Annotated in this window: 24 protein-coding genes; 15 read left to right on the top strand and 9 right to left on the bottom strand. The window is 68.3% G+C overall.

What is annotated here, in order from left to right:
* Nucleotides 1–269 precede the first annotated feature (269 nt).
* The 13 genes from VGV58_RS06015 to VGV58_RS05955 all read left to right on the top strand — a co-directional run bounded on the left by VGV58_RS06015 (nt 270) and on the right by VGV58_RS05955 (nt 12,892).
* Nucleotides 270–2,195 (top strand): TRAP transporter permease, encoded by a 1,926-nt coding sequence (locus VGV58_RS06015; protein WP_326873063.1) that lies wholly within the window; start codon nt 270–272, stop codon nt 2,193–2,195.
* The gene (locus tag VGV58_RS06010) at nt 2,192–2,914 is read left to right on the top strand and encodes an aspartate/glutamate racemase family protein (RefSeq protein ID WP_326873062.1); all 723 of its coding nucleotides are present in this window, start codon (nt 2,192–2,194) and stop codon (nt 2,912–2,914) included. Before VGV58_RS06015 ends, VGV58_RS06010 begins: the two co-directional genes overlap by 4 nt.
* A gap of 8 nt (nt 2,915–2,922) precedes the next feature.
* A complete protein-coding gene (locus tag VGV58_RS06005) occupies nt 2,923–4,047 on the top strand; it encodes an NAD(P)/FAD-dependent oxidoreductase (RefSeq protein WP_326873061.1) in 1,125 nt (374 codons plus the stop codon).
* Complete coding sequence (locus VGV58_RS06000; RefSeq protein ID WP_326873060.1) at nt 4,022–4,333, top strand: (2Fe-2S)-binding protein; 312 nt, start codon at nt 4,022–4,024, stop codon at nt 4,331–4,333. Before VGV58_RS06005 ends, VGV58_RS06000 begins: the two co-directional genes overlap by 26 nt.
* Nucleotides 4,330–5,724, top strand: a complete 1,395-nt coding sequence (locus VGV58_RS05995; RefSeq protein WP_326873059.1) for an FAD/NAD(P)-dependent oxidoreductase — start codon at nt 4,330–4,332, stop codon at nt 5,722–5,724. Before VGV58_RS06000 ends, VGV58_RS05995 begins: the two co-directional genes overlap by 4 nt.
* Entirely contained in the window at nt 5,721–6,116 is a 396-nt protein-coding gene (locus VGV58_RS05990; protein WP_326873058.1) for a carboxymuconolactone decarboxylase family protein, read from the top strand. Before VGV58_RS05995 ends, VGV58_RS05990 begins: the two co-directional genes overlap by 4 nt.
* Before the next feature lie 8 nt (nt 6,117–6,124).
* A complete protein-coding gene (locus VGV58_RS05985) occupies nt 6,125–6,826 on the top strand; it encodes an RraA family protein (RefSeq protein WP_326873057.1) in 702 nt (233 codons plus the stop codon).
* A 33-nt stretch (nt 6,827–6,859) separates the two neighbouring features.
* Nucleotides 6,860–7,843, top strand: a complete 984-nt coding sequence (locus VGV58_RS05980) for a TAXI family TRAP transporter solute-binding subunit (protein ID WP_326873056.1) — start codon at nt 6,860–6,862, stop codon at nt 7,841–7,843.
* 121 nt (nt 7,844–7,964) lie between these two features.
* Nucleotides 7,965–8,174 carry a hypothetical protein gene (locus tag VGV58_RS05975; RefSeq protein ID WP_326873055.1) on the top strand — a complete coding sequence of 70 codons (210 nt, stop codon included), beginning with the start codon at nt 7,965–7,967 and terminating at the stop codon, nt 8,172–8,174.
* 135 nt (nt 8,175–8,309) lie between these two features.
* On the top strand, nt 8,310–8,447 hold the full coding sequence (locus tag VGV58_RS05970) for a hypothetical protein (protein ID WP_326873054.1): 138 nt from the start codon (nt 8,310–8,312) through the stop codon (nt 8,445–8,447).
* Between the two features lie 502 nt (nt 8,448–8,949).
* Nucleotides 8,950–10,323, top strand: coding sequence for a glutamine synthetase family protein (locus VGV58_RS05965; protein ID WP_326873053.1), 1,374 nt, complete (start codon nt 8,950–8,952; stop codon nt 10,321–10,323).
* A 16-nt stretch (nt 10,324–10,339) separates the two neighbouring features.
* On the top strand, nt 10,340–11,731 hold the full coding sequence (locus VGV58_RS05960; protein ID WP_326873051.1) for an aldehyde dehydrogenase family protein: 1,392 nt from the start codon (nt 10,340–10,342) through the stop codon (nt 11,729–11,731).
* 12 nt (nt 11,732–11,743) lie between these two features.
* On the top strand, nt 11,744–12,892 hold the full coding sequence (locus tag VGV58_RS05955) for an iron-containing alcohol dehydrogenase (RefSeq protein ID WP_326873050.1): 1,149 nt from the start codon (nt 11,744–11,746) through the stop codon (nt 12,890–12,892).
* A 51-nt stretch (nt 12,893–12,943) separates the two neighbouring features.
* Here the strand turns inward: VGV58_RS05955 and VGV58_RS05950 are convergent, their stop codons facing one another.
* From VGV58_RS05950 to VGV58_RS05925, 6 genes are all read right to left on the bottom strand, one after another.
* Nucleotides 12,944–13,426 (bottom strand): YHS domain-containing (seleno)protein, encoded by a 483-nt coding sequence (locus VGV58_RS05950; protein ID WP_326873049.1) that lies wholly within the window; start codon nt 13,424–13,426, stop codon nt 12,944–12,946.
* Between the two features lie 16 nt (nt 13,427–13,442).
* Nucleotides 13,443–13,928, bottom strand: a complete 486-nt coding sequence (locus VGV58_RS05945) for a hypothetical protein (RefSeq protein ID WP_326873048.1) — start codon at nt 13,926–13,928, stop codon at nt 13,443–13,445.
* Between the two features lie 20 nt (nt 13,929–13,948).
* A complete protein-coding gene (locus VGV58_RS05940) occupies nt 13,949–15,355 on the bottom strand; it encodes a tetratricopeptide repeat protein (protein WP_326873047.1) in 1,407 nt (468 codons plus the stop codon).
* 70 nt (nt 15,356–15,425) lie between these two features.
* The gene (locus VGV58_RS05935) at nt 15,426–16,622 is read right to left on the bottom strand and encodes an OpgC family protein (RefSeq protein ID WP_326873046.1); all 1,197 of its coding nucleotides are present in this window, start codon (nt 16,620–16,622) and stop codon (nt 15,426–15,428) included.
* A complete protein-coding gene (locus tag VGV58_RS05930; RefSeq protein ID WP_326873045.1) occupies nt 16,622–18,271 on the bottom strand; it encodes a thiamine pyrophosphate-binding protein in 1,650 nt (549 codons plus the stop codon). Before VGV58_RS05930 ends, VGV58_RS05935 begins: the two co-directional genes overlap by 1 nt.
* Before the next feature lie 72 nt (nt 18,272–18,343).
* Complete coding sequence (locus VGV58_RS05925; RefSeq protein WP_326873044.1) at nt 18,344–19,234, bottom strand: CE1 family esterase; 891 nt, start codon at nt 19,232–19,234, stop codon at nt 18,344–18,346.
* Between the two features lie 149 nt (nt 19,235–19,383).
* Here VGV58_RS05925 and VGV58_RS05920 point away from each other — a divergent pair, with 149 nt between their 5' ends.
* Together VGV58_RS05920 and VGV58_RS05915 are read left to right on the top strand one after the other, a co-directional pair.
* Nucleotides 19,384–19,959: a sigma-70 family RNA polymerase sigma factor gene (locus VGV58_RS05920; protein WP_326873043.1), complete on the top strand. Its 576-nt coding sequence runs from the start codon at nt 19,384–19,386 to the stop codon at nt 19,957–19,959.
* A gap of 67 nt (nt 19,960–20,026) precedes the next feature.
* Entirely contained in the window at nt 20,027–20,668 is a 642-nt protein-coding gene (locus tag VGV58_RS05915; RefSeq protein WP_326873042.1) for a DUF1109 domain-containing protein, read from the top strand.
* 71 nt (nt 20,669–20,739) lie between these two features.
* Here the strand turns inward: VGV58_RS05915 and VGV58_RS05910 are convergent, their stop codons facing one another.
* From VGV58_RS05910 to VGV58_RS05900, 3 genes are all read right to left on the bottom strand, one after another.
* Nucleotides 20,740–21,738, bottom strand: a complete 999-nt coding sequence (locus VGV58_RS05910; RefSeq protein WP_326873041.1) for an extracellular solute-binding protein — start codon at nt 21,736–21,738, stop codon at nt 20,740–20,742.
* Nucleotides 21,739–21,816: 78 nt separating this feature from the next.
* A complete protein-coding gene (locus tag VGV58_RS05905) occupies nt 21,817–23,457 on the bottom strand; it encodes an ABC transporter permease (RefSeq protein WP_326873040.1) in 1,641 nt (546 codons plus the stop codon).
* Nucleotides 23,454–24,512 (bottom strand): ABC transporter ATP-binding protein, encoded by a 1,059-nt coding sequence (locus VGV58_RS05900; RefSeq protein WP_326873039.1) that lies wholly within the window; start codon nt 24,510–24,512, stop codon nt 23,454–23,456. Before VGV58_RS05900 ends, VGV58_RS05905 begins: the two co-directional genes overlap by 4 nt.
* Nucleotides 24,513–24,571: the final 59 nt, after the last annotated feature.

Below are 24,571 nucleotides of genomic sequence, written 5' to 3'. Positions count from 1 at the left end.
CCGCGCCGCTCCCGGCATCCACGATTCCCTGCAAGATCATACCCGCTCTCCAGGCAACCGGGAGTTGTCCGCAAGAACGGATGATCCGTTCGATGCGGAGAATTTTTTTCCGGAAATTGCGCGTCAAAGAGAATTGACGACATGAAACTTAGCTGTCTTGATTATTGCATGCAATCGACAAAAGCGGGAACGCGTCAAGTCCGACGTTCTTCCTCAGGCTTCGGTCGGTGCATGTCCGGCATGGCGGCTGCGCTCGGGGGCAACGAACGATGCGGCGGATAGACGGAATTCCCGGTACCCTCCTCGGCCTGTGGTCGGTGGCCGCGGTGCTGGTCCATATCTGGTTCGCCGGCACCGGCTATCCCGAGCCGCTGGAGCTCGCCGCAATCCATCTGGCGCTGTTCGTGCCGCCGGTCTTCCTGCTGTTTCCCGCGACCGAGCATTCGCCGAAGAACCGGCCGAGCGTGCTCGACCTCGTCCTGGCGGTCTGCGCCTTCGTGCCGAACGTCTACATCTACCTGAACCAGGAACAGATCTACGAGCGCACCAGCTTCATCGACCCGTTGACACCGGTGCAGTACGTGCTCGGCACGGTGATGGTCGCGACAGTGGTCGAGGCGACGCGCCGCTCGATTTCCTACACCCTCGCCGGCCTCGTCGTCGCGGTGATCGGCTACATGGCGATCTGCCATCTCTTGCCGGGCGCCTGGTATTATCGCGAGTTGCCCTTCGCCCACATCACCGAGATCAACTTCCTCTCGGTCGGCAGTGGCCTCTACGGCTCGCTGACGGTGATGAGCGCGACCATCGTCGCCTCCTTCCTGATCTTCGGCTCGCTGATGCAGGCGAGCGGCATGAGCCGGCTCTTCGGCAATTTCGGCGCCCTCACCGGCGGCCGCTTCACCGGCGGGCCGGCCAAGGTCGCGGTGATCTCATCGGCCTTGTTCGGCACGATGAGCGGCTCCTCCGTCGCCAATGTCGTGGTCACCGGCTCGATGTCGATTCCGCTGATGAAGCGGCTCGGCTTCCGCCCGGTCTTTGCCGCCGGCATCGAGGCCGCCGCGAGCGTCGGCGGGCCGCTGGTGCCACCGGTGATGGGCGCGGCCGCCTTCATCATGTCGGAGATGATCGCCGTGCCCTATTCGGCGATCATCGTCGCGGCGGCGATGGGGGCGGCGCTCTACTACGTCAACATCCTCGCCGCGGTTCACTACGAGTCGAAGAAGCTCGGCATCGGCGCGATCCCGCGCCACATGCTGCCCAGCCTGTCCGACCTCGTCCGCGACGCCCATCTCGTCCTGCCGCTCGCGCTGCTGGTGACGATGATGATGATGCGGTTCTCGCCCTATCTCGCCGCCTTCTGGGGGACGATCGCGACAGTCGTGGTCGCGGCGCTGCGCAGCCATACCCGCATGGGGCCGCGCGCGATCTTCATCGCGCTGCGCGACGGTGGCTTCCTGATCTCGATGATTGCCGTCGCCGTCACCTCGGCCGGCATCATCACGGCGGCGCTGACCGCAACCGGCCTGCTGCTCGCCTTCACCGGCATGATCAAGGCGGCGGCCGGCGGCTCGCTGCTGCTGCTGGCGCTGCTGATCGCCGGCACCTGCCTCTTTCTCGGCGTCGGCATCCCGACAACGCCGGCCTACATCATCACCGCCGCAATCGGCGCGCCGCTGATCGCCGAACACGGCGTGCCGCTGATCGCGATCCACCTCTTCATCTTCTACTTCGCCGTCCTCGCCGATGCCTCGCCACCTGTCGCGCCGGTGGCGGACGCCGCCGCGACCATCGCCGGCGCCCCACCGATGACCACCGGCTGGTATGCCTGCCGCTTCGCGCTCGGCGGCTTCGTCACCGGCATGGCCTATATCTACGAGCCCGGCCTGATCCTCGAGGGCTCGCTGTTCGGCATCGTCTCGACGGCGATCGCGTTGTCGACAGGCCTCGTCCTGATCTCGGCCGGCCTCGTCGGCTACACCTGGGGGCCGCTGCCCGCCTGGCTGCGCCTCGCCTATGTCACCGCCGGCTGCCTGTGCTCGCTCGCCTATGTCGTGCCGGTCTGGCAGCGCGGGCTCATCGGCCTCGCTTTGGTCGGCGCCACCATCCTGATGAGCCGCATCGCAACCGCGCGCGGCACTGCGCCCGAACTCAAGCCGGCGCTGGTCAACCATGCCGAAGGAGAACTGCGTTGAACGAGCGGAAGAAGACCTATTATGGCGTGAGCGTCGGCGTCCTGATGGTGCGCTCCTATTTCGAGCGCTTCCTCGGCGATATCGGCCATGCCGGCACCTGGAACTTCCCGGTGCAGTACCGCATCGTCCATGACGCGATCCCGGCGCGGATGACCGACCTGCACAATGTCGACCTGCTCGACAAGTTCAAGGTGGCGGCGCAGGAGCTGATCGATGCCGGCGTCGACGGCATCACCACCACCTGCGGCTTCCTCTCGATCTACCAGCGCGAGCTCGCCGAGTTCTGCTCCGTCCCGGTCGCGACCAGCGCCCTGCTGCAGGTGCCGATGGTCGAGCGCCTGATCCCGGCCTCGAAGCGCGTCGGCGTCCTCACCTATAATGCGGCCTCGCTGAGCGGGCGCTATTTCGAGGGCGTCGGCGTCGCCGCCGATACGCCGGTCGTCGGCATGCCACAGGATAGCGAATTCGTCCGCTCGATCCGCGACGGCGACAATAGCGTGCCTTTCGACACATTGCGCGCCGAGGTGCTGGAGGCGGCCGGCCGCCTGCTGCGCGAGAACCCGAATATCGGCGCCATCGTCTCCGAATGCACCAACCTGACCCCCTACAGCGCCGACATCGTCGAGAAGTTCGGCGTGCCGGTCTATGACGCGGTGTCGCTGGTGAACTGGTTCCATGCCGGGTTGCGGCCGCGCCGCTTCCGGCAGGACGAGCGCTGAGACGCGCTGTGGCGGCGGGGTCCGAGATCGCGATCATCGGAGGCGGGCTGGTTGGCGCCGCGATCGGGCTCGGCCTCGTGCGCGGCGGCGCGAGCGTCGCCCTCTATGACGAGGGCGACATCGCTCACCGCGCCGCCCGCGGCAATCTCGGCAATGTCTGGGTGCAGGGCAAAGGGCTGGCGAGCCCGCCCTATGCCGATCTCACCCGCCGGGCCGCTTTGGCCTGGCGCGACTTCGCCGCCGCGCTGACCGACGAGACCGGCATCGACCTGCGCTTCCGGCAGGACGGCGCCTTCTTCTGCTGCTTCACGCCGGAAGAGCTCGACAAGCGCGCTGGCCAGCTCGAGGCTGCGGAGGCGCGCTCGCAGATCCCGAGCGGCTATGCACGCGCGAGCCTGTCCGACATGCGGGCCGACTTCCCGATGCTCGGCGATGGCGTCGCCGGCGCGACCTTCTGCAAACTCGACGGTATGGTCGACCCGTTGCGACTGCTGCGCGCCCTGCTGGCTGCTTTCCAGAAGCGCGGCGGGCGCTACCTGCCGCGCGCCCGCGTCGAAAGCATCGCGCCGGAAGCCGCAGGCTTTTGCATCGCCTCCGCCAGCGGCGTGGGCCATGCCGACCGCATCGTGCTCGCCGCCGGGCTCGGCAATGCCCGCCTGGCGCCGCAGCTCGGGTTGGAGGCGCCGGTGCGGCCGGTGCGCGGCCAGATCCTGATCACCGAGAAACTGCGCCCATTCATGCCGCGCGGCATCAGCTTCATCCGCCAGACCGCCGATGGCGGGCTGATCTGTGGCGAATCCTCCGAGGAAGCCGGCTTCGAGGAGGCGACGACGCGCAATGTCCTGCAGGACACGGCCCGGCGCGCCACCACCGTCTTCCCATTCCTGCGCGATGTCCGGGCAGTGCGCGCCTGGGGGGCGCTCAGGGTAATGAGTCCGGACGGCCAGCCGATCTACCAGCGCTCGGCCAGCCACCCGCAGGCCTTCCTGACCTCGGTCCATAGCGGGGTCACGCTCGCGCCCTTCCATGCCGGCCCGCTCGCCGACGCTATCCGCGCCGGCGCACTGCCCGACGATATCGCCCTGCCCTTCTCCCCGGCCCGCTTCCATGTTCAAGCAACTCGTGCAGCCTGACCGGCCTCTGGTCGGCATCGTCCTGTCCGGCCGCACGGTCAGCGCGCCCGAGGGCGAGACGCTGGCTGCCGTGCTGCTGCGCGAGGGCTTCGGACCGTTCCGTACCACCCCGGCAGGCGGGCGCGAGCGCGCGGCCTATTGCATGATGGGCGTCTGCTTCGACTGCCTCGTCACCATCGACGGCCGGCCGAACCGCCAGGCCTGCCAGGAGCGCGTCCGCGCCGGCATCTGCGTCGAGCCGCAGCAGGGCGCCGCCCTCCTGCCTGCTCCCGGGGGCAAGGCATGAGCGGAAACGTCGATCTCGCCATCATCGGCGCAGGGCCGGCAGGCATGGCCGCGGCGATCGCCGCGCGCCGGCATGGGCTGAGCGTCGCGGTGATCGACGAGCAGCCAGCTCCGGGTGGGCAGATCTTCCGAGCCGTCACCGAGCCGGCGCCGCTGCCCGCTTCGGTGCTCGGCCCCGATTATCATGCCGGGCGCATGCTGGCGGAGCGCTTCCTCGCCTGCGGCGCCGATTACTGGCCGGGCTCGCTGATCTGGCAGGAGGAGAAGGGCACGCTCGACCTCACCGGCCCGAATGGACCGCAGAGCCTCCAGGCGAAACGGATCATCGTCGCAAGCGGTGCGATGGAACGCCCCTTCCCGATTCCCGGCTGGACTCTGCCCGGCGTGATGACGGCTGGCGCCGCCCAGATCCTGCTCAAGACCGCGGCCAGTGCCGCGCCCGGCGCCGTCTTCGCCGGCAGCGGCCCGCTGATCTACCTCATCGTCGCGCAATATGCCCGCGCCGGCGTCCCGGTCGCCGCCTTGCTCGACACGACGCCGCGTGGCGCACGATTGAAGGCGCTGCGGCATCTGCCGGGCGCGCTCATGGCGCCGTCCTATCTGCGCAAGGGTCTCGGCCTGCTGGCCGAGATCAGGCGCGCCGGCATCACCGTCGTCAATCATGTCGAGGGGCTGCGGATCGAGGGCGAGAGCGCCGTCCGCAGCATCAGCTGGCAGGCCGGGGGCGAGCGCGGCGAGATCGCGACCGAGATGGTCTTCCTGCACCAGGGCGTCATTCCCAACGTCAATCTCGCCATGGCGCTCGGCTGCCGCCATGCCTTCGACGAGAGCCAGCGCTGCTGGCGGCCGGAGCGCGATCGCTGGGGCCGCTCGAGCCGCAACGACATCCTGATCGCCGGCGATGCCGGCGGCATCCTCGGTGCGGCCTGTGCCGAACTCACCGGCGAGATCGCGGCGCTCGCAGCTTGCGCCGATCTCGGCCGCCTCCCGGCAGACGAAGCCGAGCGCGCCGCCGCTCCCGCCTTCGCCAGATTGCGGCGCGAAAGCGCGATCCGCCCCTTCCTCGAAGCGCTCTACCGGCCGGCACCGCAATTCCTCGCGCCAGGCGACGACGCCACGCTCGTCTGCCGCTGCGAGGAGGTGACGCGCGGGGCGATTGCCACCGCCGTCGCCGAGCAATGCCAGGGGCCGAACCAGCTGAAAGCCTTCACGCGGGCCGGCATGGGACCGTGCCAGGGACGCATGTGTGGCCACAGCGTCACCGAGACGATGGCTGCCCTGACCGGACGGTCGCCGGCCGAGATCGGCTACCTGCGCATCCGCATGCCGGTGAAACCGGTGACGTTCGGCGACATCGCCGGATCGATTGAAGATGGGAGAAACGCAGCATGAGCAGCAGGCCGAAGCCGGTTTCCTACGAGGATGCCTCGCCCGAAGCGCGCGCCGTGATCGACGACATCAAGCGCAGCCGCAACGTGCCAGACGTCAACGACTTCTGGAAATACCTTGCAAGCGATCCCAAGACGCTGAAGCGGACCTGGGAGAGCATCAAGGAGGTGATGGCGCCGGGCGCGCTCGACCCGCTGACCAAGGAGCTGGTCTATCTGGCCGTCAGCGTAACCAACAACTGCACCTATTGCATCGCCAGCCATACCGCCGCCGCCCGCAAGGCCGGGATGAGCGAGGAGATGTTCGCCGAGCTCGTCGCGGTGATCGGCATGGCCAACGAGACCAATCGGCTGGTCACCGCTTACCGCGTCCCGGTCGATCCGGCTTTCGACTGAGCGATGCCATGAGCAAGGACATCCAGGCCCGCCTCGCCGCGATCGGCACGCCGACCCTGTCGAGCCAGTTGATCAAGCATGGCCTGCGCCAGAGCTATCTCACCGGCCCGCGCCGGCTGGTCGGCGACAGCTCGATCTGTGGCCCCGCCTTTACCTTGCGCTTCGTCCCGGCCCGCGACGACAAGGCGGTGCCGGCGAGCTATGGCTGGCCCGGCGCATTGCCGGCTGCGATCGATGCGGCCCCGCCCGGCAGCATCGTCGTCATCGACGCACGCGGTCATCCCGCCGCCGGCACGGTCGGCGACATCTTCGCCGACCGCCTCAGGCTCAACGACGTCCGGGCGATCGTCAGCGACGGCGTCGTGCGCGACCTGCCGGGCCTGCGCCAGGTCGGCCTGCCGGTCTGGGCCAGCGGCACCGCTTCGCCACCCTCCATCGGCGGGCTCAGCTTCGCCGGCTGGGGCGAGCCGATCGGCTGCGGCGACGCCGCTATCTGGCCGGGAGACCTGATCGTCGCCGACGAGGACGGCGTCCTCGTCGTCCCGCCCGAGCTCGCCGAGGTGATCGCCACCGGCGGTGAGAAGCAGAACCGGTTCGAACTCTGGGTGCAGAAGCGCGTCGCCGCCGGCGCGCAGCTCGTCGGGCTCTACCCCGCCGACGAGAAGACGCTCGCCGAGTTCGAAGCAGAAGACGCCGCCCGCACTGCCTGAACCACCTCTCTCATCATGATCGGAGCCTCCAGGATGTCACGCTTCCTCCCGCGTCTCTCGCTGCTGGCGCTCTTCGGCGCCCTCGTCGCCGCGCCCCTGCCGGCCGCGGCCCAGAGCAAGAACCTCGAATGGACCTCCGGCTCGCCCGGCGGCGCCTGGTTCACCCAGACCACCGGCGTCTCGACCCTGGTCATGGAGGCGACGCCGGGGGTCAACATCCGCATCGTCCCCGGCGGCGGCAAGGACAACCCCAGCCGCATCCAGGCGGGCTTGAGCCAGATCGGCATGGGCATCGACTTCCTCAGCGCCGCCGCGCTGAAGGGCGAGGAGCCCTACAAGCAGAAGCACGACAAGCTGCGCACGCTCGGCTCGACCGGTGTAGACGTCTATTTCATGGTCTATGTGCCGGTTGAGGAGAAGCGCTCGCTCGCCGAGATCCTCGCCGATCCCAAGCTCACCATCGGCGTGACCCCGGCCGCCACCTCCGAGCATCTGACGCTGCAGCGGGCGCTCGAGCACTACGGCAATTCCTTCGCGAAGATCCGCTCCGGCGGCGGCAAGGTCGTGGTCTCCGCCTATGGCGAACTGATCCAGGGCTTCAACGACAACCAGTTCAACGTGCTCTGGACGGCGGGCGAGATCCCTTCCGGCCTGGCAAGCCAGATCGTCGACGGCCGCCGCAAGGTGAAGTTCGCCGCCTTCCCGGCCGAGCTGCAGAACGCGCTCACCGAGAAATACGGCTACTCGAAGGGCACCATCGCGGCCGGCACCTTCCCGGAACTGCAGAGCGGCGACATCTCGGTCTCCTCGATGGGCAATATCTATCTGGTCTCCTCGGAGCTCCCCGACGACTTCGTCTATGCCATGACCAAGGCGATCATCGCCAACAAGCCGCGCCTTGCGAACATCTACCAGGCCATGGGCCGCTACGACCCCGCCACCGCCTGGAAGACGCAGCCGGTGCCGCTGCATCCCGGCGCCGAGAAGGCCTTCCGCGAGGCCGGTTTCCTGAAATAGCGGGGATCGCCGCCTCCATCTTCACGCCGCCAAAATCGGGCTCGCGCTCCCCTGCGCGGGCCCGATCAAATTATCGCCCCATGCACCTGCTCGACTTGGCCGTTCGGAAGGAGGGACAACCATGCGCATAGTACTCGCCGCAATCGCCATTACTCTCGCCGGCTGCAGCGGAAGCGACAGCCCGCGTGGCGTCGCCCGGAACCTGACCATCGGCACCGAGCAGTGCTCGAAATTCAAATGGGGCACTCCGGAAATGGCCGCCTGCCTCGACCGCGCGGCAGAGCAACAATCGGCGATCGTCGCCAGCCCGAAGGACGCCGACAGCAGCTGATCTCGCGGTGCTTTCGATTTTGTTCCATGCGCTGGCGGTTATCCCGCACCCGCTAAGAAAGCTTGTGCGATGCAGCAATAGTTCATATCTAACCCGTGCCTGAAGCAACCTCCCACGTTTTGAAAGGAGCGATCCATGCTGGAACGGCACGATTGTGAGTGTGTGCTCGAGACCGAGCACGACCACGAGGAGAACCACGAAGCGCGGCAGGAGCAGCTGGACGTCAGCGAAACGTTCTCTCCGCGCGATCACCAGGCAGGCTTCTGGAGCTAGCCAGACAAGGCAAGGCGGAGGGCGTGGTGCCCTCCGCCGGCCAGGTTCTCCCTACCGAGCCTTCAGTTGCACGGCACCGCGGCCTGAACCGAAGCGAAGGTCGGCGGCGTTTTATCCGCCGCGCCCCTGTCCCCGTCCATCGCCTGCCGGCCAGGCCTGCGAATCGGCAAGGGCATTTTGCGATCACACTGAACAATGATTCCGGACGAGCTGCGGAACAGCGCAGCTCCGGAATCCATCGTGGAACGCCGGAGCCTTACGATGGTTTCCGGCGCTCCGCTTTGCTGCGGCCGGAATGACGGCGAGATCGACCGGAAGGGTTCCGGGGGAATGAAGGGCAGCCCTGAGTCCATCCCGCATCGGTCGGAATCCGGTAGCCGGCAACAAATCTGCTCCCCATCGCTGCGAACGCCCGCAGAACAGTTGCAAGACCTGGCCGAACTGGGCTTTTCTTGGTCGTTCGACGATTGCCCTTCCGCTGCTCCAGCCTCCAGGGATGCCGATGCCTGCTGCGTTTTCCTTCGAGGCCCTGACGACTGCGGTTGCAGCCGGGGAGATCGACACCGTGATCGTCGCGATGGTCGACATGGCCGGGCAGTTGATCGGCAAGCGCTTCCACGCCGAGCACTTCATCGCGACCGCCCATGACGAGACCCATGCCTGCAATTATCTGCTGGCCAGCGACATCGACATGGAGCCGGTGCCCGGCTACGCCGCCGCCAACTGGGCGAAGGGCTATGGCGATTTCGTCCTGAAGCCGGATTTGGCGACGCTGAGGCGCATCGCCTGGCTGCCCGGCACGGCGCTGGTCATCGCCGATGTGCTCGACCATCACAGCCATGAGGACGTGCCGCATTCGCCGCGCGGCATGCTGAAGAAGCAGCTCGCTCGCCTGGATGCCATGGGCGTCAAGGCCTATTTCGCCACCGAGCTCGAGTTCTATCTGTTCGACGAGAGCTATGAGGCGATCCACGCCAAGGGCTATCGCGAGCCGAAGACCGCCGGCTACTATATCGAGGACTACCACGTCTTCCAGACCACCAAGGAAGAGCCGGTGATGCGGGCGATCCGCAACGGGCTGCACGCGAGCGGCATCCCGGTCGAGAACTCCAAGGGCGAATGGGGGCCGGGCCAGGCTGAGATCAATGTCCGCTATGCCGACGCGCTCGACATGGCCGACCGCCATGTCGTGATCAAGAACGGCATCAAGGAGATCGCCCATGCCCAGGGCAAGGCCGTCACCTTCATGTCGAAATGGCGCTACGACCTCGCCGGCTCCTCCAGCCATGTCCACGCCTCGCTCTGGGACGCGAAGGGAGAGAGATCGCTCTTCGCCGACCCGAATGGCGAGCGCGGCATGTCGGAGCTGATGCGCCAGTACGTGGCCGGACAGCTCGCCCATGCCCGCGAGATCACTTACTTTCTCGCGCCCTACATCAACTCGTACAAGCGCTTCCAGCAGGTCGGCACCTTCGCGCCGACGCGTGCGGTCTGGAGCGACGACAACCGCACCGCGGGCTTCCGGCTCTGCGGCGCCGGGACCAAGGGCATCCGCATCGAGTGCCGGATCGGTGGTTCCGATCTCAACCCCTATCTCGCCTTCGCGGCGCTGATCGCCGCCGGCCTCTCCGGCATCGAGCAGAAGCTGGAACTGGAGCCGGCCTTCGTCGGCGACGCCTATGGCGGGGCGGAATTGCGCCAGATCCCCAACACGCTGCGCGAGGCGACTGAAACCCTCGACGGCTCGGCGATGCTGCGGGCCGCTCTCGGCGATGAAGTGGTCGACCACTATGTCCACACCGCCCGCTGGGAGCAGCTCGAATACGACCGCCGCATCACCGACTGGGAACTGAAGCGCGGTTTCGAACGCTACTGAGACGGATAGCCCGACAATGACTGACGTATTGCGCTGCGTGTCGCCCGTGGATGGGCGTGTCTATGCCGAGAGGGAGGTCGCGAGCGAAGCCGCGATCACAGCGGCGCTGGCAGCGGCCCGCGACGCCCAGCGCGCTTGGCGCCGGCTCGACATCGCCCGCCGCGCCGCGTTCTGCTCCGACTTCGTCGATGCGATGCTGGCGATGAAGGACGAGATCGTCCCCGAACTCGCCTGGCAAATGGGCCGGCCGATCCGCTACGGTGCCGGCGAGTTGCGCGGCTTCGAAGAGCGCGCCCGCCATATGATCGGGATCGCCGAGAGCGCGCTCGCGCCATTGCGGCCCGAGCCCAAGGACAAGTTCGAGCGCTGGATCGCGCGCGAGCCGCTCGGCGTGGTCATGGTCGTGGCGCCCTGGAACTACCCTTACCTCACCGCGGTCAACACGGTCGTGCCGGCGCTGATGGCGGGCAATGCCGTCATCCTCAAGCACGCCGCCCAGACGCTTCTGGTCGGCGTGCGCTTCCAGAAGGCCGCCGACGCCGCCGGGCTCCCTGCCGGGCTGTTCCAGAGCCTCGCGCTCAGCCATGCCCAGACGGCGCGGATCATCGCCGGCCGCGGCATCGACCAGGTCAACTTCACCGGCTCGGTCGCCGGCGGCAAGGCGATGGAGGCGGCGGCGAGCGGCACCTTCATCGGCCTCGGGCTCGAACTCGGCGGCAAGGACCCCGCCTATGTCCGGGCCGATGCCGATCTTGCGCAGGCGGTCGAGAACCTGGTCGACGGCGCCTTCTTCAACTCCGGCCAGTCCTGCTGCGGCATCGAGCGTATCTATGTCCACCGCGACCTCTATCCGCAGTTCGTTGAGGGCTTCGTCGAGTTGACGAAGACCTATCTGCTCGGCGATCCGCTCGACGAGGCGACGACGCTGGGGCCGATGGTGAAAGCCGAGGCCGCCGCCTTTGCCCGCGGCCAGGTCGCGGACGCCGTGCGTGCCGGGGCCAAGGCGCTGGTCGATCCCGGCCTGTTCCCGCGCGATCGCGATGGCACGCCCTATATGGCGCCGCAGGTCGTGGTCGACGTGAACCACCAGATGTCCCTGATGCGCGAGGAAAGCTTCGCGCCGACCGTCGGCATCATGCCCGTCGCTGACGATGCGGAAGCGCTCGCGCTGATGAACGACAGCCCGTACGGGCTCACCGCCTCGCTCTGGACTGAAGATGCGCAGGCCGCCGCGCGCCTCGGCGCCGAGATCGAGACCGGCACGGTCTTCATGAACCGCTGCGACTATCTCGACCCGGCTCTGGCCTGGACCGGCGTCAAGGACACCGGCCGCGGGGCGAGCCTGTCGCCCATCGGCTACGAGACACTGACCCGGCCGAAATCCTTCCATCTCCGCACCGCATTCTGAACGAGGCGACCCGTGACGCTGAAGGCCAACTGGAACTACCCGACCGCGGTCCGCTTCGGCCCCGGGCGTATCGCCGAGCTGGCGCAGGCCTGCCGCGCCGCCGGCATCGAGCGTCCGCTGCTCGTCACCGATTCCGGCCTGTCCGGCCTGCCGATGATCCGGGACGCCATCGCGCGGCTTGGCGCTGACGGGCTCAAGGTCACGCTGTTCGACCGCGTCCAGGCCAATCCGGTCGCGGCGAATGTCGAGGATGGCCTGAAGGTCCTGCGGGACAGCGGCAGCGACGGCGTCATCGCCTTCGGCGGCGGCTCGGCGCTCGATTGCGGCAAGGTCGTCGCCTTCATGGCAGGCCAGAGCCGGCCGATGTGGGATTTCGAGGATATCGGCGACTGGTGGACGCGCGCCGACCCGGCCGGCATCGCCCCGATCATCGCCGTCCCGACCACGGCCGGCACCGGCTCCGAGGTCGGCCGCGCCGGCGTCATCACAGATGAGACGACGCAGACCAAGAAGGTGATCTTCCACCCGAAGATGATGCCGCAGATCGTGATCTGCGATCCCGAGCTGACCGTCGGCCTGCCGGCGAAGGTCACGGTCGGTGCCGGCATGGATGCGCTGGCCCATTGCCTCGAAGCCTATTGCGCCCCGGGCTTTCATCCGCTGGCCGACGGAATCGCGGTCGAGGGCATCCGGCTCTGCAAGGTCTTCCTGCCGCGTGCCGTTGCAGATGGCACGGACATCGAGGCGCGGGCCCAGATGATGGCCGCCGCCGCCATGGGCGCGACCGCCTTCCAGAAGGGGCTCGGCGCCATCCACGCGCTGTCGCATCCGATCGGTTCGGTGCACCACACCCATCACGGCATGACCAATGCCGTGTTCATGCCCTATGTCCTTAATTTCAACCGCCCGGCGATCGAGGAGAAGATCGCGCGGCTCGCCGCCTATCTCGGCCTGGAGCCGAGCTTCGAGGCCTTCTACGACTGGATCGTCGCCTTGCGCCGCGATCTCGGCGTGCCCGAGACGCTCAAGGCCTTCGGCGTCACCGCGATCGATTATGGCAGGCTCGCCAAGATGGCGATCGTCGACCCGACCGCCGGCGGCAATCCCGTTCCGCTCACCGAAGCGGCGGCCGACGCGCTGTTCAGAGAGGCGACCGGCTGATCCCGGGCGGACGGGTGCGCATGGCCTCGACCATATGCGCCCGGCACAGCCTCAGCGGATGTCCTTCGCCGTCAGCCTCGGCCAGTTGCCCTCGGCCCGGGCGATATAGGTCTTCGTCCGGCGTGCCCAGGTCTCGCGCACGCCGAGATCGTAGTTGAGATAGAGCTTGCCATCGACGATCGACCAGGCCTCCGGCTCGATCTTGACGAGATAGCCGCGCGAAGTGCCGTAGGCGCAGAAGCCGCCATAGGCCGGCAGATAGCGCTCCGGATCGGCTTCGAACAGTGCCTTGTGCTCGGCCTTGGCGAAGCGCCAGACGGCGCCGCCGTGGCGGACCGAGAATTCCGGCTTGCCGAGCCGTGGCCCGCCATCGCGGAAATAGGCGACCGGATCGTAGCCGCGGATCGCGACACCGTCCGAGGAACCGAGCGTGTTGACCGGGCGCGGCGTGTCCGCTTGCGCCGCAGCCCTGGCGATGCCCGCAGTGGCGAGCGCCGCGGCTGCGAGATGGATGAAAGCGCGTCTGTCGAACATGGCACCCGTCTCCTGCTCAGCTCCGGCGCGCTTCGAGCGCCTCGAAGACATAGGCCGCGAGCCAGCCGTAGATCGCGTGCCCGACGAGGCTCATCGCGGACAGGCGCGGCACGTCGTTCAGCAGGAAATGCTGCCCGGCCAGAGGCGCGAAGAAGGCGAGCGCGATGAAGTAGGTGATCACGCCCCAGATCCAGCCATCGGCTGGCATGCCGAAGCTCTTCACCCAGCGGGTCAGCAGCCAATAGCCGAGCGGGTAGAACAGGAAACCGGTGACGAAATGCAGCAGCTTGGCGGTCGGCGTCGACAGCGTCAGGCCGAGCTGGTGGGCGAAGAGCGACTTCACCAGCTCCGGCGGCTCCAGCGGATATTCGGCGAACCAGGCGGTCGGCACGGCGGAGAACAATTCCCAGAAGCCGAGGCCGGCGAAGCCGCCAATAGCGAGGTTGATCACGGTGCGCGTCGAGGGCAGCGCGAAGCCCTGGGTCATGGTCGCGGTGGTCATGGCGTATCCTTTCCGTGGGATCAGTGGGCGATGGCGAGCGGGGTGGAGGCGACGGCGAGCGCAGCCACGAGGCCGCTCGCGGTCTTTCCGAGCCGCCCGAGCTTTTCGAGCCGGCGGCTGGCGAAGCGATTGTGTCCCTTGCGCCGTGCCAGGCGCTCGAGCAGGACGACTGCGGCGCGATCGTGCTCGCCGGACCGGATCAGGCTCTCGGCATAGGCCTGCTCGAACAGGTCGCGCTGGGCATGACTTCCACCGACGGCGAGCAGGCCGTCACGGGCGGCGCCGAGCAGACGGGCCGCCTCGCCATAGTCGCGCTCGTGGAAGGCGATCAGCCCGAAGGCGGCCAGCGCGCCGTTGCGGGCAGCATCGCGCCGTTCGCCGCTGGGATGGGCCTTCGCATCCGCGATCAGGTCGCGGGCGATAGCATCGGCCTCTGCGGCATGGCCGGCGCCGAGCAGCGACAGGGCATAGTGCAGATCGGCGAAGACGAGACAGCCATCATGGACGCGGCCCTCTGCCCTGGCGGCGAGCTCCTCCCAGCGCTGGCCGACATCGACACCAGCGAATTCGAGCCGCGCTAGCAACGAGGCGCCATTGGCGATATCGCGATAATCGTCGGTCGACTCGGCCCGGATCTCCTCGTCATAGAGCCGCAGCACCTCGCCGGTCTCGCCACGCTCCAACCGGAACAGAGCGAGATGCCAGAAGATGTGGAAGCGCAGATTGTTGGCGTGGGCGATGTCGCGGCCGTCGCCGAGCCAGGCGACGCCTTCATCGGCCCGGCCGGTCATCTCCAGCACATGGGCGACGGCATGGCGCCCCCAGGCGTCGCGCGGGCTCATGGCGACAGCGCGGCGCCCGGCGCGCTCTGCCTCGCCATAGAAACCGCGCTCCTCGAGCGCGAAGGCATGGCAGCCATGAACATAGCCGGCGAGCGGATGGCTCTCACCGAAACCAGGTGCGACGCGGCGCAGGGTCGCGAGCATCTCGACCTGATCGCCGAGAATGAAGCGGATGCCGTGCGAGAGCTTGAGGGCCAGCACGTCGAAGGGGTGGGCGAGCAGGATCGCCTCAAGCCGCTCGGCGGCCCGGCGCGGGGCGCCGTCGAGCCAGAACGCCAACGCCTCGACGACCATCGCCTCGCGCCGCGTGACCGGCCGCAGGCGCGCCGCAGCGCGGGCTTTGGCGAGGCAATCCCGCGCCGGGCCGAGCAATTCGCCGCGCGCCAGCGAGAGCAGCATCAGCCCCTTGGCGGCATGCGCCAGGGCGAAATCCGGATCGGCGGCAAGCGTGCGGGCAAGATGATCCGGCGTGGCGGCGGCATGGGCGAGCAGCGCTTCGAGCGTATCGTTCCAGGCGAGCCGGGCTGCATCGTTCGCAGCTGTGATGCGGTCCCCGGAGAGGTCATGATGCAAGGCGAAGGACATAGGCTGCTCCATTGCCGCGCCGCGAGGGGGCGCTCTTCAGGGAGTTCGCAGCAGGTCGATCAAGCGGCGTTCAACTCGCTTCACGGACCCGTGTTGTCAGCGGGACGGCCGCGGCCGGTTCAGGTTGCCGCTCCGTGGCGGGCTTGAGGCTCGGGCCACTCCAGGGCGCGCTCTTGAACCAGCCGACCACGAACGCGGTGGCGAGGATCAGCGCGAAACCGGCGAGGTTGAGCAATGCCACCGCCAGCTCGCTGCGCCCGGCCATATCGGCGAGCGTACCCAGCAGCCGCGCCAGCACCACGCTGGCGAGGAAAGCCGCGAGCGATTGCCGGCCGATCAGGATGAGGAGATGGCCGGCGCCGTGGTCGAGCCGGTCGCGCCAGGGCTCGATCAGGCTCAGAACGAGATAGGCGAGCGCCAGGAAGTGCAGCACCCGCAGGATGTGCAGGTCGGTCTTCTCGCTGGCGGGGATGATGAGATCGCGGGCGGCCTGCGCCAGCGGCCAGTGCTCGAGGATGCCCCAGAAGGACAGCGGCACCGACAGCAGGACGAAGAGCGCCGCGGCCACCATTAGCCGCCGGTCGCCGAGCCGGGGCACCGGCAGCCAGTTCATGCCGATGAAGAAGCCGATGAAGAAGATCAGCTGCCAGGCGAACGGGTTGAGGAACCAGCCGGCATCGTTCCAGGGGTTGCCGGGCAGGGTAAGCCCCCTCCCCCAGACCGCGGCGTAGAGCCCGGCCGCGATCAGGAAGGGCAGTGCCGCGTGCAGGCTCCGCCCCAGCATCATCACCGGCACCAGTGCGAGGATGACGAGATACATCGGCAGGATGTCGAGATAGTCCGGCTGCCAGGTGAGCGTGGCGAGGCCGAGCAGCGCGCGTTCCGGATCGGCGAGCAGCGGCGAAAATTGCTGCGCGAGGACGGAGAGGCCGAAGCTCCGGTCCAGCAGCGCGGCGAGCGCGATCAGCGCCAGGACGAGACCGATCTGCGCCCAGTAGACCTGCCAGATCCGGTAGGCGATCCGGGCCGTCCCCAGCCAGAGGCCACGCCGGGTGAAGACGGTGCCGAAGGCAAGCGCACTGGCGATGCCCGAGCAGAAAACGAAGAGTTCTGCCCCGGAGGAGAAGCCGAAGCGCGCCGGGATCCAGGCGTTCCAGCTGTTCGCCGGCAGATGCGCGACGAAGATGATCAGCATGGTCAGGCCACGGAAGACATCGAGCCTCTCGTCTCGGGCGCGCTTGCCCGGCATGGCAGGAGCTGCGGCCATCAGAACGCTCCCTCATAGCTGCCGGCCTCGACACGGCAGGCCAGCAGCGTGAAGCCGTCGCGCCGGAAGGCGGCCTCAGCCTCACGCGCCAGCGTCTCGCGATCGTCGATGGTCGCGCCGTGGCCGCCCATTGCTCGCGCGACGGCGGCGAAATCGGTCTCGCCGATATCGACGCCGGCGCGGGCAAGGCCGAGCTGGCGCTGCTTCAGCGCGATCAGCCCGAGCGCCCGGTCGACGAGCGCGACGATGATCACCGGCAACCGGAGATCGCGCAGCGTCGCCAGCTCGCCGAGCACCATTTCGAGCCCGGCATCGCCGACGAAGCAGAGCGTCGGCCGGCCGGAGCCGAGCGCGGCGCCCGTCGCCAGCGGCAGGGCACAGCCCATGGTGCAGAGCCCGCTCGACTGCAGCAGACGACGCGGCCCGTCGCAGCTCCAGATCTGGCTGAACAGGATGCGATGCGCGCCGGAATCGGCGGTCGCGACCGTGCCTGCCGGAGCAGCCTCGCGCAGCGTCGCGAAGACGGCGTGTGGCCCCCAATCGGCCGGAACGGCGAAGGCGGTGCGAAAGGCCTCGCGGATCGCGGCCGGTTCGCCGCCCGTCCAGGTCGGCTTCCCCGAAAGAGCGTCCGCCAGTCGCGTCAGGATCGCGCCGACATCGCCTTCCAACAGCAGGCTGGAATGATGCATGCCGTGCTGAACCGGCTCGGCAACGATGTCGATGACCGGCTTGCCGGCCGGCCATGGATTGCGCCAGCCCTGGCGCATCTCGATCGGATCGTAGCCGGCGAGCACGATCAGATCGGCCGCCTCGATCAGCGGCCGCACGATCGCGTCGGCCTTGGGCGAGAGGCCGACGGCGCCGATCACGCGCGGATCGTCTTCCGGCACCAGCCCCTTGGCCTTGTAGGTGGTGAGCAATGGCGCGCCCGTAGCAGCCAGAAAGCGATCGAGCGCGGCCCCGCCATCCTGCGCGACGAGATCGAGCCCGGCGATCACCAAGGGCCTTTGCGCTGCGGCGATCAGTGCCTGCGCCGGCCGCAGATCGGCAGGGATGGCAGGAGCGGCAGACGTCATCGCAGGCGCTGCACGGGAGATCGTGCAAGCTTCAGCGACGGAGATCGGCAGGTCGATATGGACCGGCCCCGGCCGGCCGCGCCGGGCGATAGCGACGGCCTTGGCCACCACGAGGTCCTCGGTGCCGGGCGCTGCGCGAAAGCTCGCCTTGACCAGCGGGCGCAGCACCGCCTGATGGTCGAAGACCTGATGCGTGTAGCTCTCGGCCAGCGCCTGATCGACGCAGCCGGTGACGAAGATCAGCGGCACCCTGTCCTGCTGCGCATTGGCGACGACATTGACCGCGTTGGCGACGCCAGGGCCGAGCGTCGCGACCAATACGGGCAGCGCACCGGTCGCGTGCCAGAGCCCTTCGGCCATGAAGCCGGCAGCGTTCTCGTGCCGGGCGAGCTCGAAACGGATGCCGGCGCGCCCGAGCGCATCGACCAGCGCCAGCACCTCGCCGCCAGGGATACCGAAGGCATGGGTAGCCCCCGCAGCGGCGAGCTGAACAGCCAGGAGATCCGCGCCGGTCACGGGCTGCCCGAGGCCGGTGCCAGCCGGCTCCGCCGCTGCTATCCGTTCATGGCGCATCGTCTCTCTCCGCTTCGCCGCCGCGGCGGCCATGCGAAGGAGATCGCGGGAGAGGCCGGTTTGGTTACAGGATCACGGAGACGTGAGCGGGCGCCGCGCTGCGGAGAGCGGCTCGCTTGCCGGCATCGCCAGCCGCCAAGCGCGCTCGACCCAGGCCGGATCAGCCCAATGGCCGCCGGCATGCAGGCAAAGCTCCAGCCTGGCCTCGCCGCTGCAACCGCTCGCGACGCGGCAAGTAAGCCTTTCGCTCTCGGACGCGGTGCGGGCGGTTTCGGCCCAGGCTGCCGTGCAGCCGCCCGGCGCAATGATCGCGAGGCTTCTGAAGACATCGCCCTGCCGCGCTCCGGAGCGAAGCGCCCGGCCGGCGAGCGGCACCGTCATGTCGCTCGTGCCGTGGACATGGATCAGCGGCGGGCGCGGACCGTCGCAGCGTTCCGGCAAAGGCTCCCAGAAGGCGCCGGCAATCGGCGCGAAGGCGGCAAAGCGCATCGGCATCCGGCAGGCGAGATACCAGGTCATCGAGCCGCCCTGCGAAAAACCACTCGCCAGGATGCGGCGAGGATCGACCGGAAAGCGCGCCGCAACATCGTCCAGAACCTGCCCGACAAAGGCGAATTCGTCGCGATTGCGGGCGGGCGAGCCGGGATATGACCAGGTGCGGCCGGCCCCATCGGGCGCAATCAGCGCGACACCCAGGCGCCGGGCCACGGCGAGCAGGCCGGGATCGGTAACAGTCTCCTCGGCCGAGCCCTGATAGCCGTGGAAGTACATGATCGCCCCGACCGGCCGCTCCCTGCTGGCCTGCGGCGGCAGGACGATGCGATAGCTGCCGCTCGCAACAGCGCAGCCCGTATCCTTCGCGCAGGCATCGCCGGGCTGCGGCAGAACAGGCTCCTGAGCGCCGGCTGAGGCGACCGTGATGAAGCCGGCCAGCGCGCCTGCGAGCCATCGTCTCATGGCCATCCGCGTTCTCCCGGGAGCTGGAGCTCATGCGCCCTCGCGCGAGGGTAGCGGACGAACGCACAGGCTTCACCGGGCCATCGCAGGCTTGTGAGCCCGCCCCCGCCATGCGACGGACACATAGTTTGTCCCTCGTGCGGGAAGCGCAAGACGTGTCGCTGCAAGAGCTCGAAATCCGGCTCCGACCGATCTTCCTCGCGGCCCTGGCCGGCGATGCCGCAGCCTACCGCCTGTTCCTCGACACGATCAGCGTGCGATTGCGCGGCTATCTCAGGCAGATGCTGGCACGCGCCGGCCGAACCGAAGCGAGCGAGGCGGAGGACGTGCTGCAGGAAACCCTGCTGGCGCTGCATCTGTCCCGCCACACCTATGATGCCGCGAGCCCGGTAACGGCCTGGGCGCATGCGATCGCGCGCTACAAGCTCGTCGACCATCTGCGCCGCTCCGGCCGCCATGTCGCCAACCTGCCGCTCGAAGACGAGGCCTATCAACTCGCCGGCCCCACAGATTCGGGAGCCTCGGAGGCAAAGCTCGATCTGGAGCGCGCCATGGCGGCCCTGCCGGAGCGCACGCGCGCCCTGATCGACAAGGTCAAGCTCCAGGGCACGAGCGTGGCCGAGGCCGCAGGCGCGGCGGGCATGACTGAGACGGCCGCCAAGGTCGCGATCCATCGCGGCCTGCAGGCCATGGCCAGGTTCCTCTCCCGGCGCGGGGAGCGGCCGGGATGAGCGGCATCGCGGCGCGTAACCTTTCGACGATCCCGAGCGAATTCCCTGCCGAATGGACCAGAGAACCATGCAGACCGATGAGCTGATCGCGGTGATGACGGCGGGCCACCACCCGGTGGATACCGGCTGGCTGCGCCGGGCCACCTGGCTCGGCGCGCTGGCGGCGCTGGCGCTCACCGCCCTGCTCGTCCTCGCGGTCCTGGGGCCGCGCCCGGATCTCGCCGGCGCCTGGTCGACGCCTCCGGTGATCGCCAAGGCTCTGCTCGGTGCCAGCGTCGCCTGCATCGCGCTCGTGCTGTTCCAGCGCAGCTTGCGGCCGGGGCTGAAGCCGGGCCGAAAGCTGCCTCTGGTCACTCTCCCGCTCGCACTCGTCGCGGCCTGGGCGCTGGTCACGCTCGCCCAGGCGCCCACCGAGCAGTGGAGCGCGCTGATCTTCGGCCGCTACTGGCGCGCCTGCCTCATCGCGGTGCCGCTCTACGCGCTCGTGCCGCTCGTCGTCCTGTTCGGGCTGGCGCGCGGCGGCGCACCGGTCGACGGCAGGCTGACAGGGGCCTGCGCCGGCCTCGCCTCGGCCGGCCTGGCGACGCTCGCCTACAGCTTGCATTGCCCGGACGACACGGCGCCGTTCTTGGCGACCTGGTACACGATCGCCATCGCGGCGGTCACCGGGGTCGGGGCATTGGTCTTCCCGCGGCTGCTGCGCTGGTAGACGAGGCGCCCCAGCCGCAAGCAGAAGTCGACTTCGGGCTGATGGGCAGCCGGACCGCTCCGGAAAGCGAGCTATTTCGCGGCGGTAGCGTAGGACTGCCAGCGCTTGAGGAACTCGTCGCGCTTGGCGGCGGCTTCGTCCTCGTCGATGGCGAAGACCTTGACGCTCTCGATCGCCGGCAGCTCGACATGCTTGGAGACGTCGATGTCACTGCGGCTCGGCCGGCGGAAGGCGTTCTCCAGCAACGCGACCTGGGCCTCCTTCGACAGCATCAGGTCATAGGCGGCCCTGGCGGCGGCACCGGCCGGCGCGCCCTTGACCAGGACCTGGAACTCCGGCGTCGAGAAGGTGCCCTCGGCGGGATAGAGCAGCGAGATCTCGCGCTGGCCGCCGGCGACATAGGCATAGGCGTTCGACTCGAAGGTCAGGCCCATGGCGTATTCGCCCTGGCCGACGGCGCGCAGCACCGTCGAGGCGGCGCTGGAGACGGTGAGGTTGGCCGCAAGCGCCTTGAGGCCGTCCGGTCCCATCAGCTTGTCGACGCCCCAGAGAATGGTGAAGGCAGTCGAGCTGTTAGCGGGGTCGGCGATGATGATCTTGCCCTTGAAGGCCGGGTCGACGAGGTCCTTCCAGGTCTTGGGCGCGGGTTTGCCGCCGAGCTGGTTCTTGTTGATCATCGCGACGACGAGATGGACGTTCGAGGCGGTCCAGAGATTCTCGGGATGGCGCAGCGCTGCCGGAATGGCGGCAGCGGCCGGCGAGGCATAGGGTTCGAACAGCTGCTTGAAGGCGCCGAGCGTGTTGGCGCTGGAACTCCAGAAGATGTCCGCCTGGGGCTTGCCGGCCTCGGCCTCGATGCGCCGCAGGAGCTGGCCCGAACCACCGGTGATCGTACTGATCTTCAGGCCCGGCTTCTTCTCCTTGGCGACACCGAGCACGGCATCGACCGACTGGGCGTTGTTGGAGGTGTAGAGCACGACGGTGCCCGAGGCGCTTTGGGCCAGCGCAGGCGCGGCGGCCAGGCCCGCGAGGCCGGCGAGCACGGTGCGGCGGTCGATCATGTGGGTCATGTTCGGTTTCCTTTCTTTCCGCCTTTCCCCTCCGAGCGCGGGCGGCAGGCGGAGCCGGCCCGGCTTTGTGTGGTTGGTTCAGCTCTTCGACGAGAACAGGTCGATCTTGAAGACGCGGGTCGCGACGATGATCGGGATCAGGATCACCGCGACCAGCACCAGGCCATAGGCCGAGGCCGGGGCCATCAGGTTGGAGTCGATCAGCTTGTAGATCTGGATCGGCATGGTCTCGCGGCCGCCGGAATAGACGATGATCGAGGCCGAGAGCTCGGCGACCGTGGTCGTCCAGGTCAGCACGGCAGCGGCGGCGACCGCCGGCAGCATCAGCGGCAGCACGACCTTGAAGAAGGTCACCACCGGCGGCACGCCGAGGCTGATCGAGGCCTCCTCGATCGAGTTCGGGATGTTGTAGAGCGTCGAGGACGAGTTGCGGATGCCGAAGGGCAGCCGGCGCACGACATAGGCGAGCACGATGATGCTGGCCGTGCCGGTCAGCGGCAGGAAGCCGGTGTTGAACGACATGATCAGGCCAATGCCGATGATCGTGCCCGACAGGGCCAGTGGCAGCGCCGTCAGATAGTCGAGCGCAGGCGTCAGGATGTTGCGCTTCTTGACGATCAGATAGCTGACGATGGCGCTGAAGGTGATGCCGATCGCAGTCGCCGCGGCAGAATAGAGAAGCGTGTTGATCACCGGGTCGGGCGCGATCCTGACGAGCCGCTCGACATGGGCCGTGGTCCACTCGCCCCAACGCATCACCGGGCCGCGCGAGACGGTGAAGGCGCCGACGACGATAGAGCCGAGCGGCAGCAGCGAGACGATGACCAGCACTGCGGCGCTGACGCCGATCGCGAGGCCGGGCAGGCCGCGCAGCCTCTCGGCACGGGCACCGCGCCCTTGCGTGACCTCGTGGCGGCCGCGCGCCACGATCCAGCGCTGGACGAAGAGCACGATCATGACGAGCGCGATCGAGACCGTGGCGAGCGTCGACTGCATCACCGGATCGGAACCACCCTCGGCGACGGCCGCCTGATAGGTCAGCACCGAGAGCAAGGGCACGCGGCTGCCGAGGATGGTGGCGGTGGCGAAATTGCCGACGACGAGGGTGAAGACCAGCAGCGCGCTCGCCAGCACCGAGGGCAGCATCACCGGCAGCATCACCTTCAGGCGCGACTGCGCCGGCGACGTGCCCAGGCTCTGCGCGGCCTCCTCGAGCTGGACGTCGAAGCCACGGATAGCCGCCAGCGTGCCGATATAGGTGTAGGTGTAATAGGTGAAGGTCATCACCGTGATCAGGCCGGGCCAGCCGTAGAAGCTCGGCATGTCGATGCCGTGGCCGCCGAGCCAGCGGGTGATGAAGCCGTTGTTGCCGAGCATCATCAGCCAGGTCTGCGCGGCGATGACCTCGGGGATGACGAGCGTGATCAGCGGCAGCACCGCGACGATGCCCTTGCCCGGAAAATCGAAGCGCGCCGTGAAATAGGCGAGCGGCACGCCGATCAGCGTCGTGGTCAGCGTCACCGCGATGCCAAGCACGACGGTATTGACGATGGCGGCGAAGTACTTGGGATCGCCGGCCAGCGTCACCCAGCCATTGCGGCCGCCGCTGCCGATGGAGCCGGTCAGCACGTTCAGCAAGGGATAGAGCAGGAAGACGGCCAGGATCGCCAGCGCCAGCGCGGAGGCCCAGAACCAGATCGAGCGGAACTGCACGCTCATGACGCAAGCACCAGCGTGCGGGCGGGATCGAAGCCGAGGCCGACAGCGGCGCCGGGCTCGTAACGGTCATGGGCGCCGCTCTGCAGATCGACGGCCAGCACGCGGCCGCTGTCGAGCGCGATCTTGTAGCTGGTCTTGCCACCGAGATATTGCCGATGCGCGACCCGGCCCGGCAGCGTGCCGGCCGTGCCGGACTCGGCGAGGAGAATATCTTCGGGGCGGGCGACCAGCATGGCGCGACCGGCTGCGACGGCCGCCGGAGCACGCGCCGTGATGGTGACGCCGTCGAGGGCGAGCGGGCCGGTCTCGCCAGCCTGGCGCGCCGCCGTCTCGATCTCGACGAGGTTGGCGCCGCCGACGAAGTCCGCGACATAGCCGGTGCGCGGCTCGCGATAGATCTGGGCGGGCGTGCCGACCTGCTCGAGCCGGCCCTGATTCATCACGCCGATCCGGTCGGACATGGCCAGCGCCTCTTCCCGATCATGGGTGACGAAGACGGTGGTGATCTTCGCCTCGCGCTGGAGCTCGACGATGGTCTCGCGCACCTGCAGCCTGAGCTTGGCATCGAGATTGGAGAGCGGCTCGTCCATCAGCAGCACCTGCGGCTGGATGACGAGCGCACGCGCCAGCGCCACGCGCTGGCGCTGGCCGCCGGAGAGTGCGGCCGGATGGCGGGCACCGAGATGGCCGAGGCCGACCCGCTCCAGCGCCGCCTGGACCTTGGGCTTGATCATGCTTTCCGGCTGCTTGCGCGCGCGCAGGCCGTAGGCGACATTGTCGAACACGGTCTTGTCGGGGAAGAGCGCATAGTCCTGGAAGACCATGCCGATATCGCGCTTGTGCGGCGGCAGATGCGTCACCTGCGTACCGCCGAAGCGCATCTGGCCGCGCTCGGCCGGGACGAAGCCGGCGATGGTGCGCAGCAGCGTGGTCTTGCCGCAGCCTGAAGGCCCCAGCAGCGTGAAGAAGCTCCCGGGTTCGATCGTCAGCGCGAGCCCGTCGATTACCCGTTGGCCGCCATAGGCGACGGCCAGATCGTCGATCACGATTCCCATCTCGTCATCCCCTCTCAACTGGAGGCTCCGGCGGATCGGCGCCGTCTCGGAGCGGATAT

The organism is Allobosea sp., from assembly GCF_035944895.1.
In the GTDB taxonomy this organism is placed as follows: Bacteria; Pseudomonadota; Alphaproteobacteria; order Rhizobiales; family Beijerinckiaceae; genus Allobosea.
The sequence above is the reverse complement of the archived record's forward strand: the minus strand, read 5'-3'. Positions and strand labels throughout refer to the sequence as shown.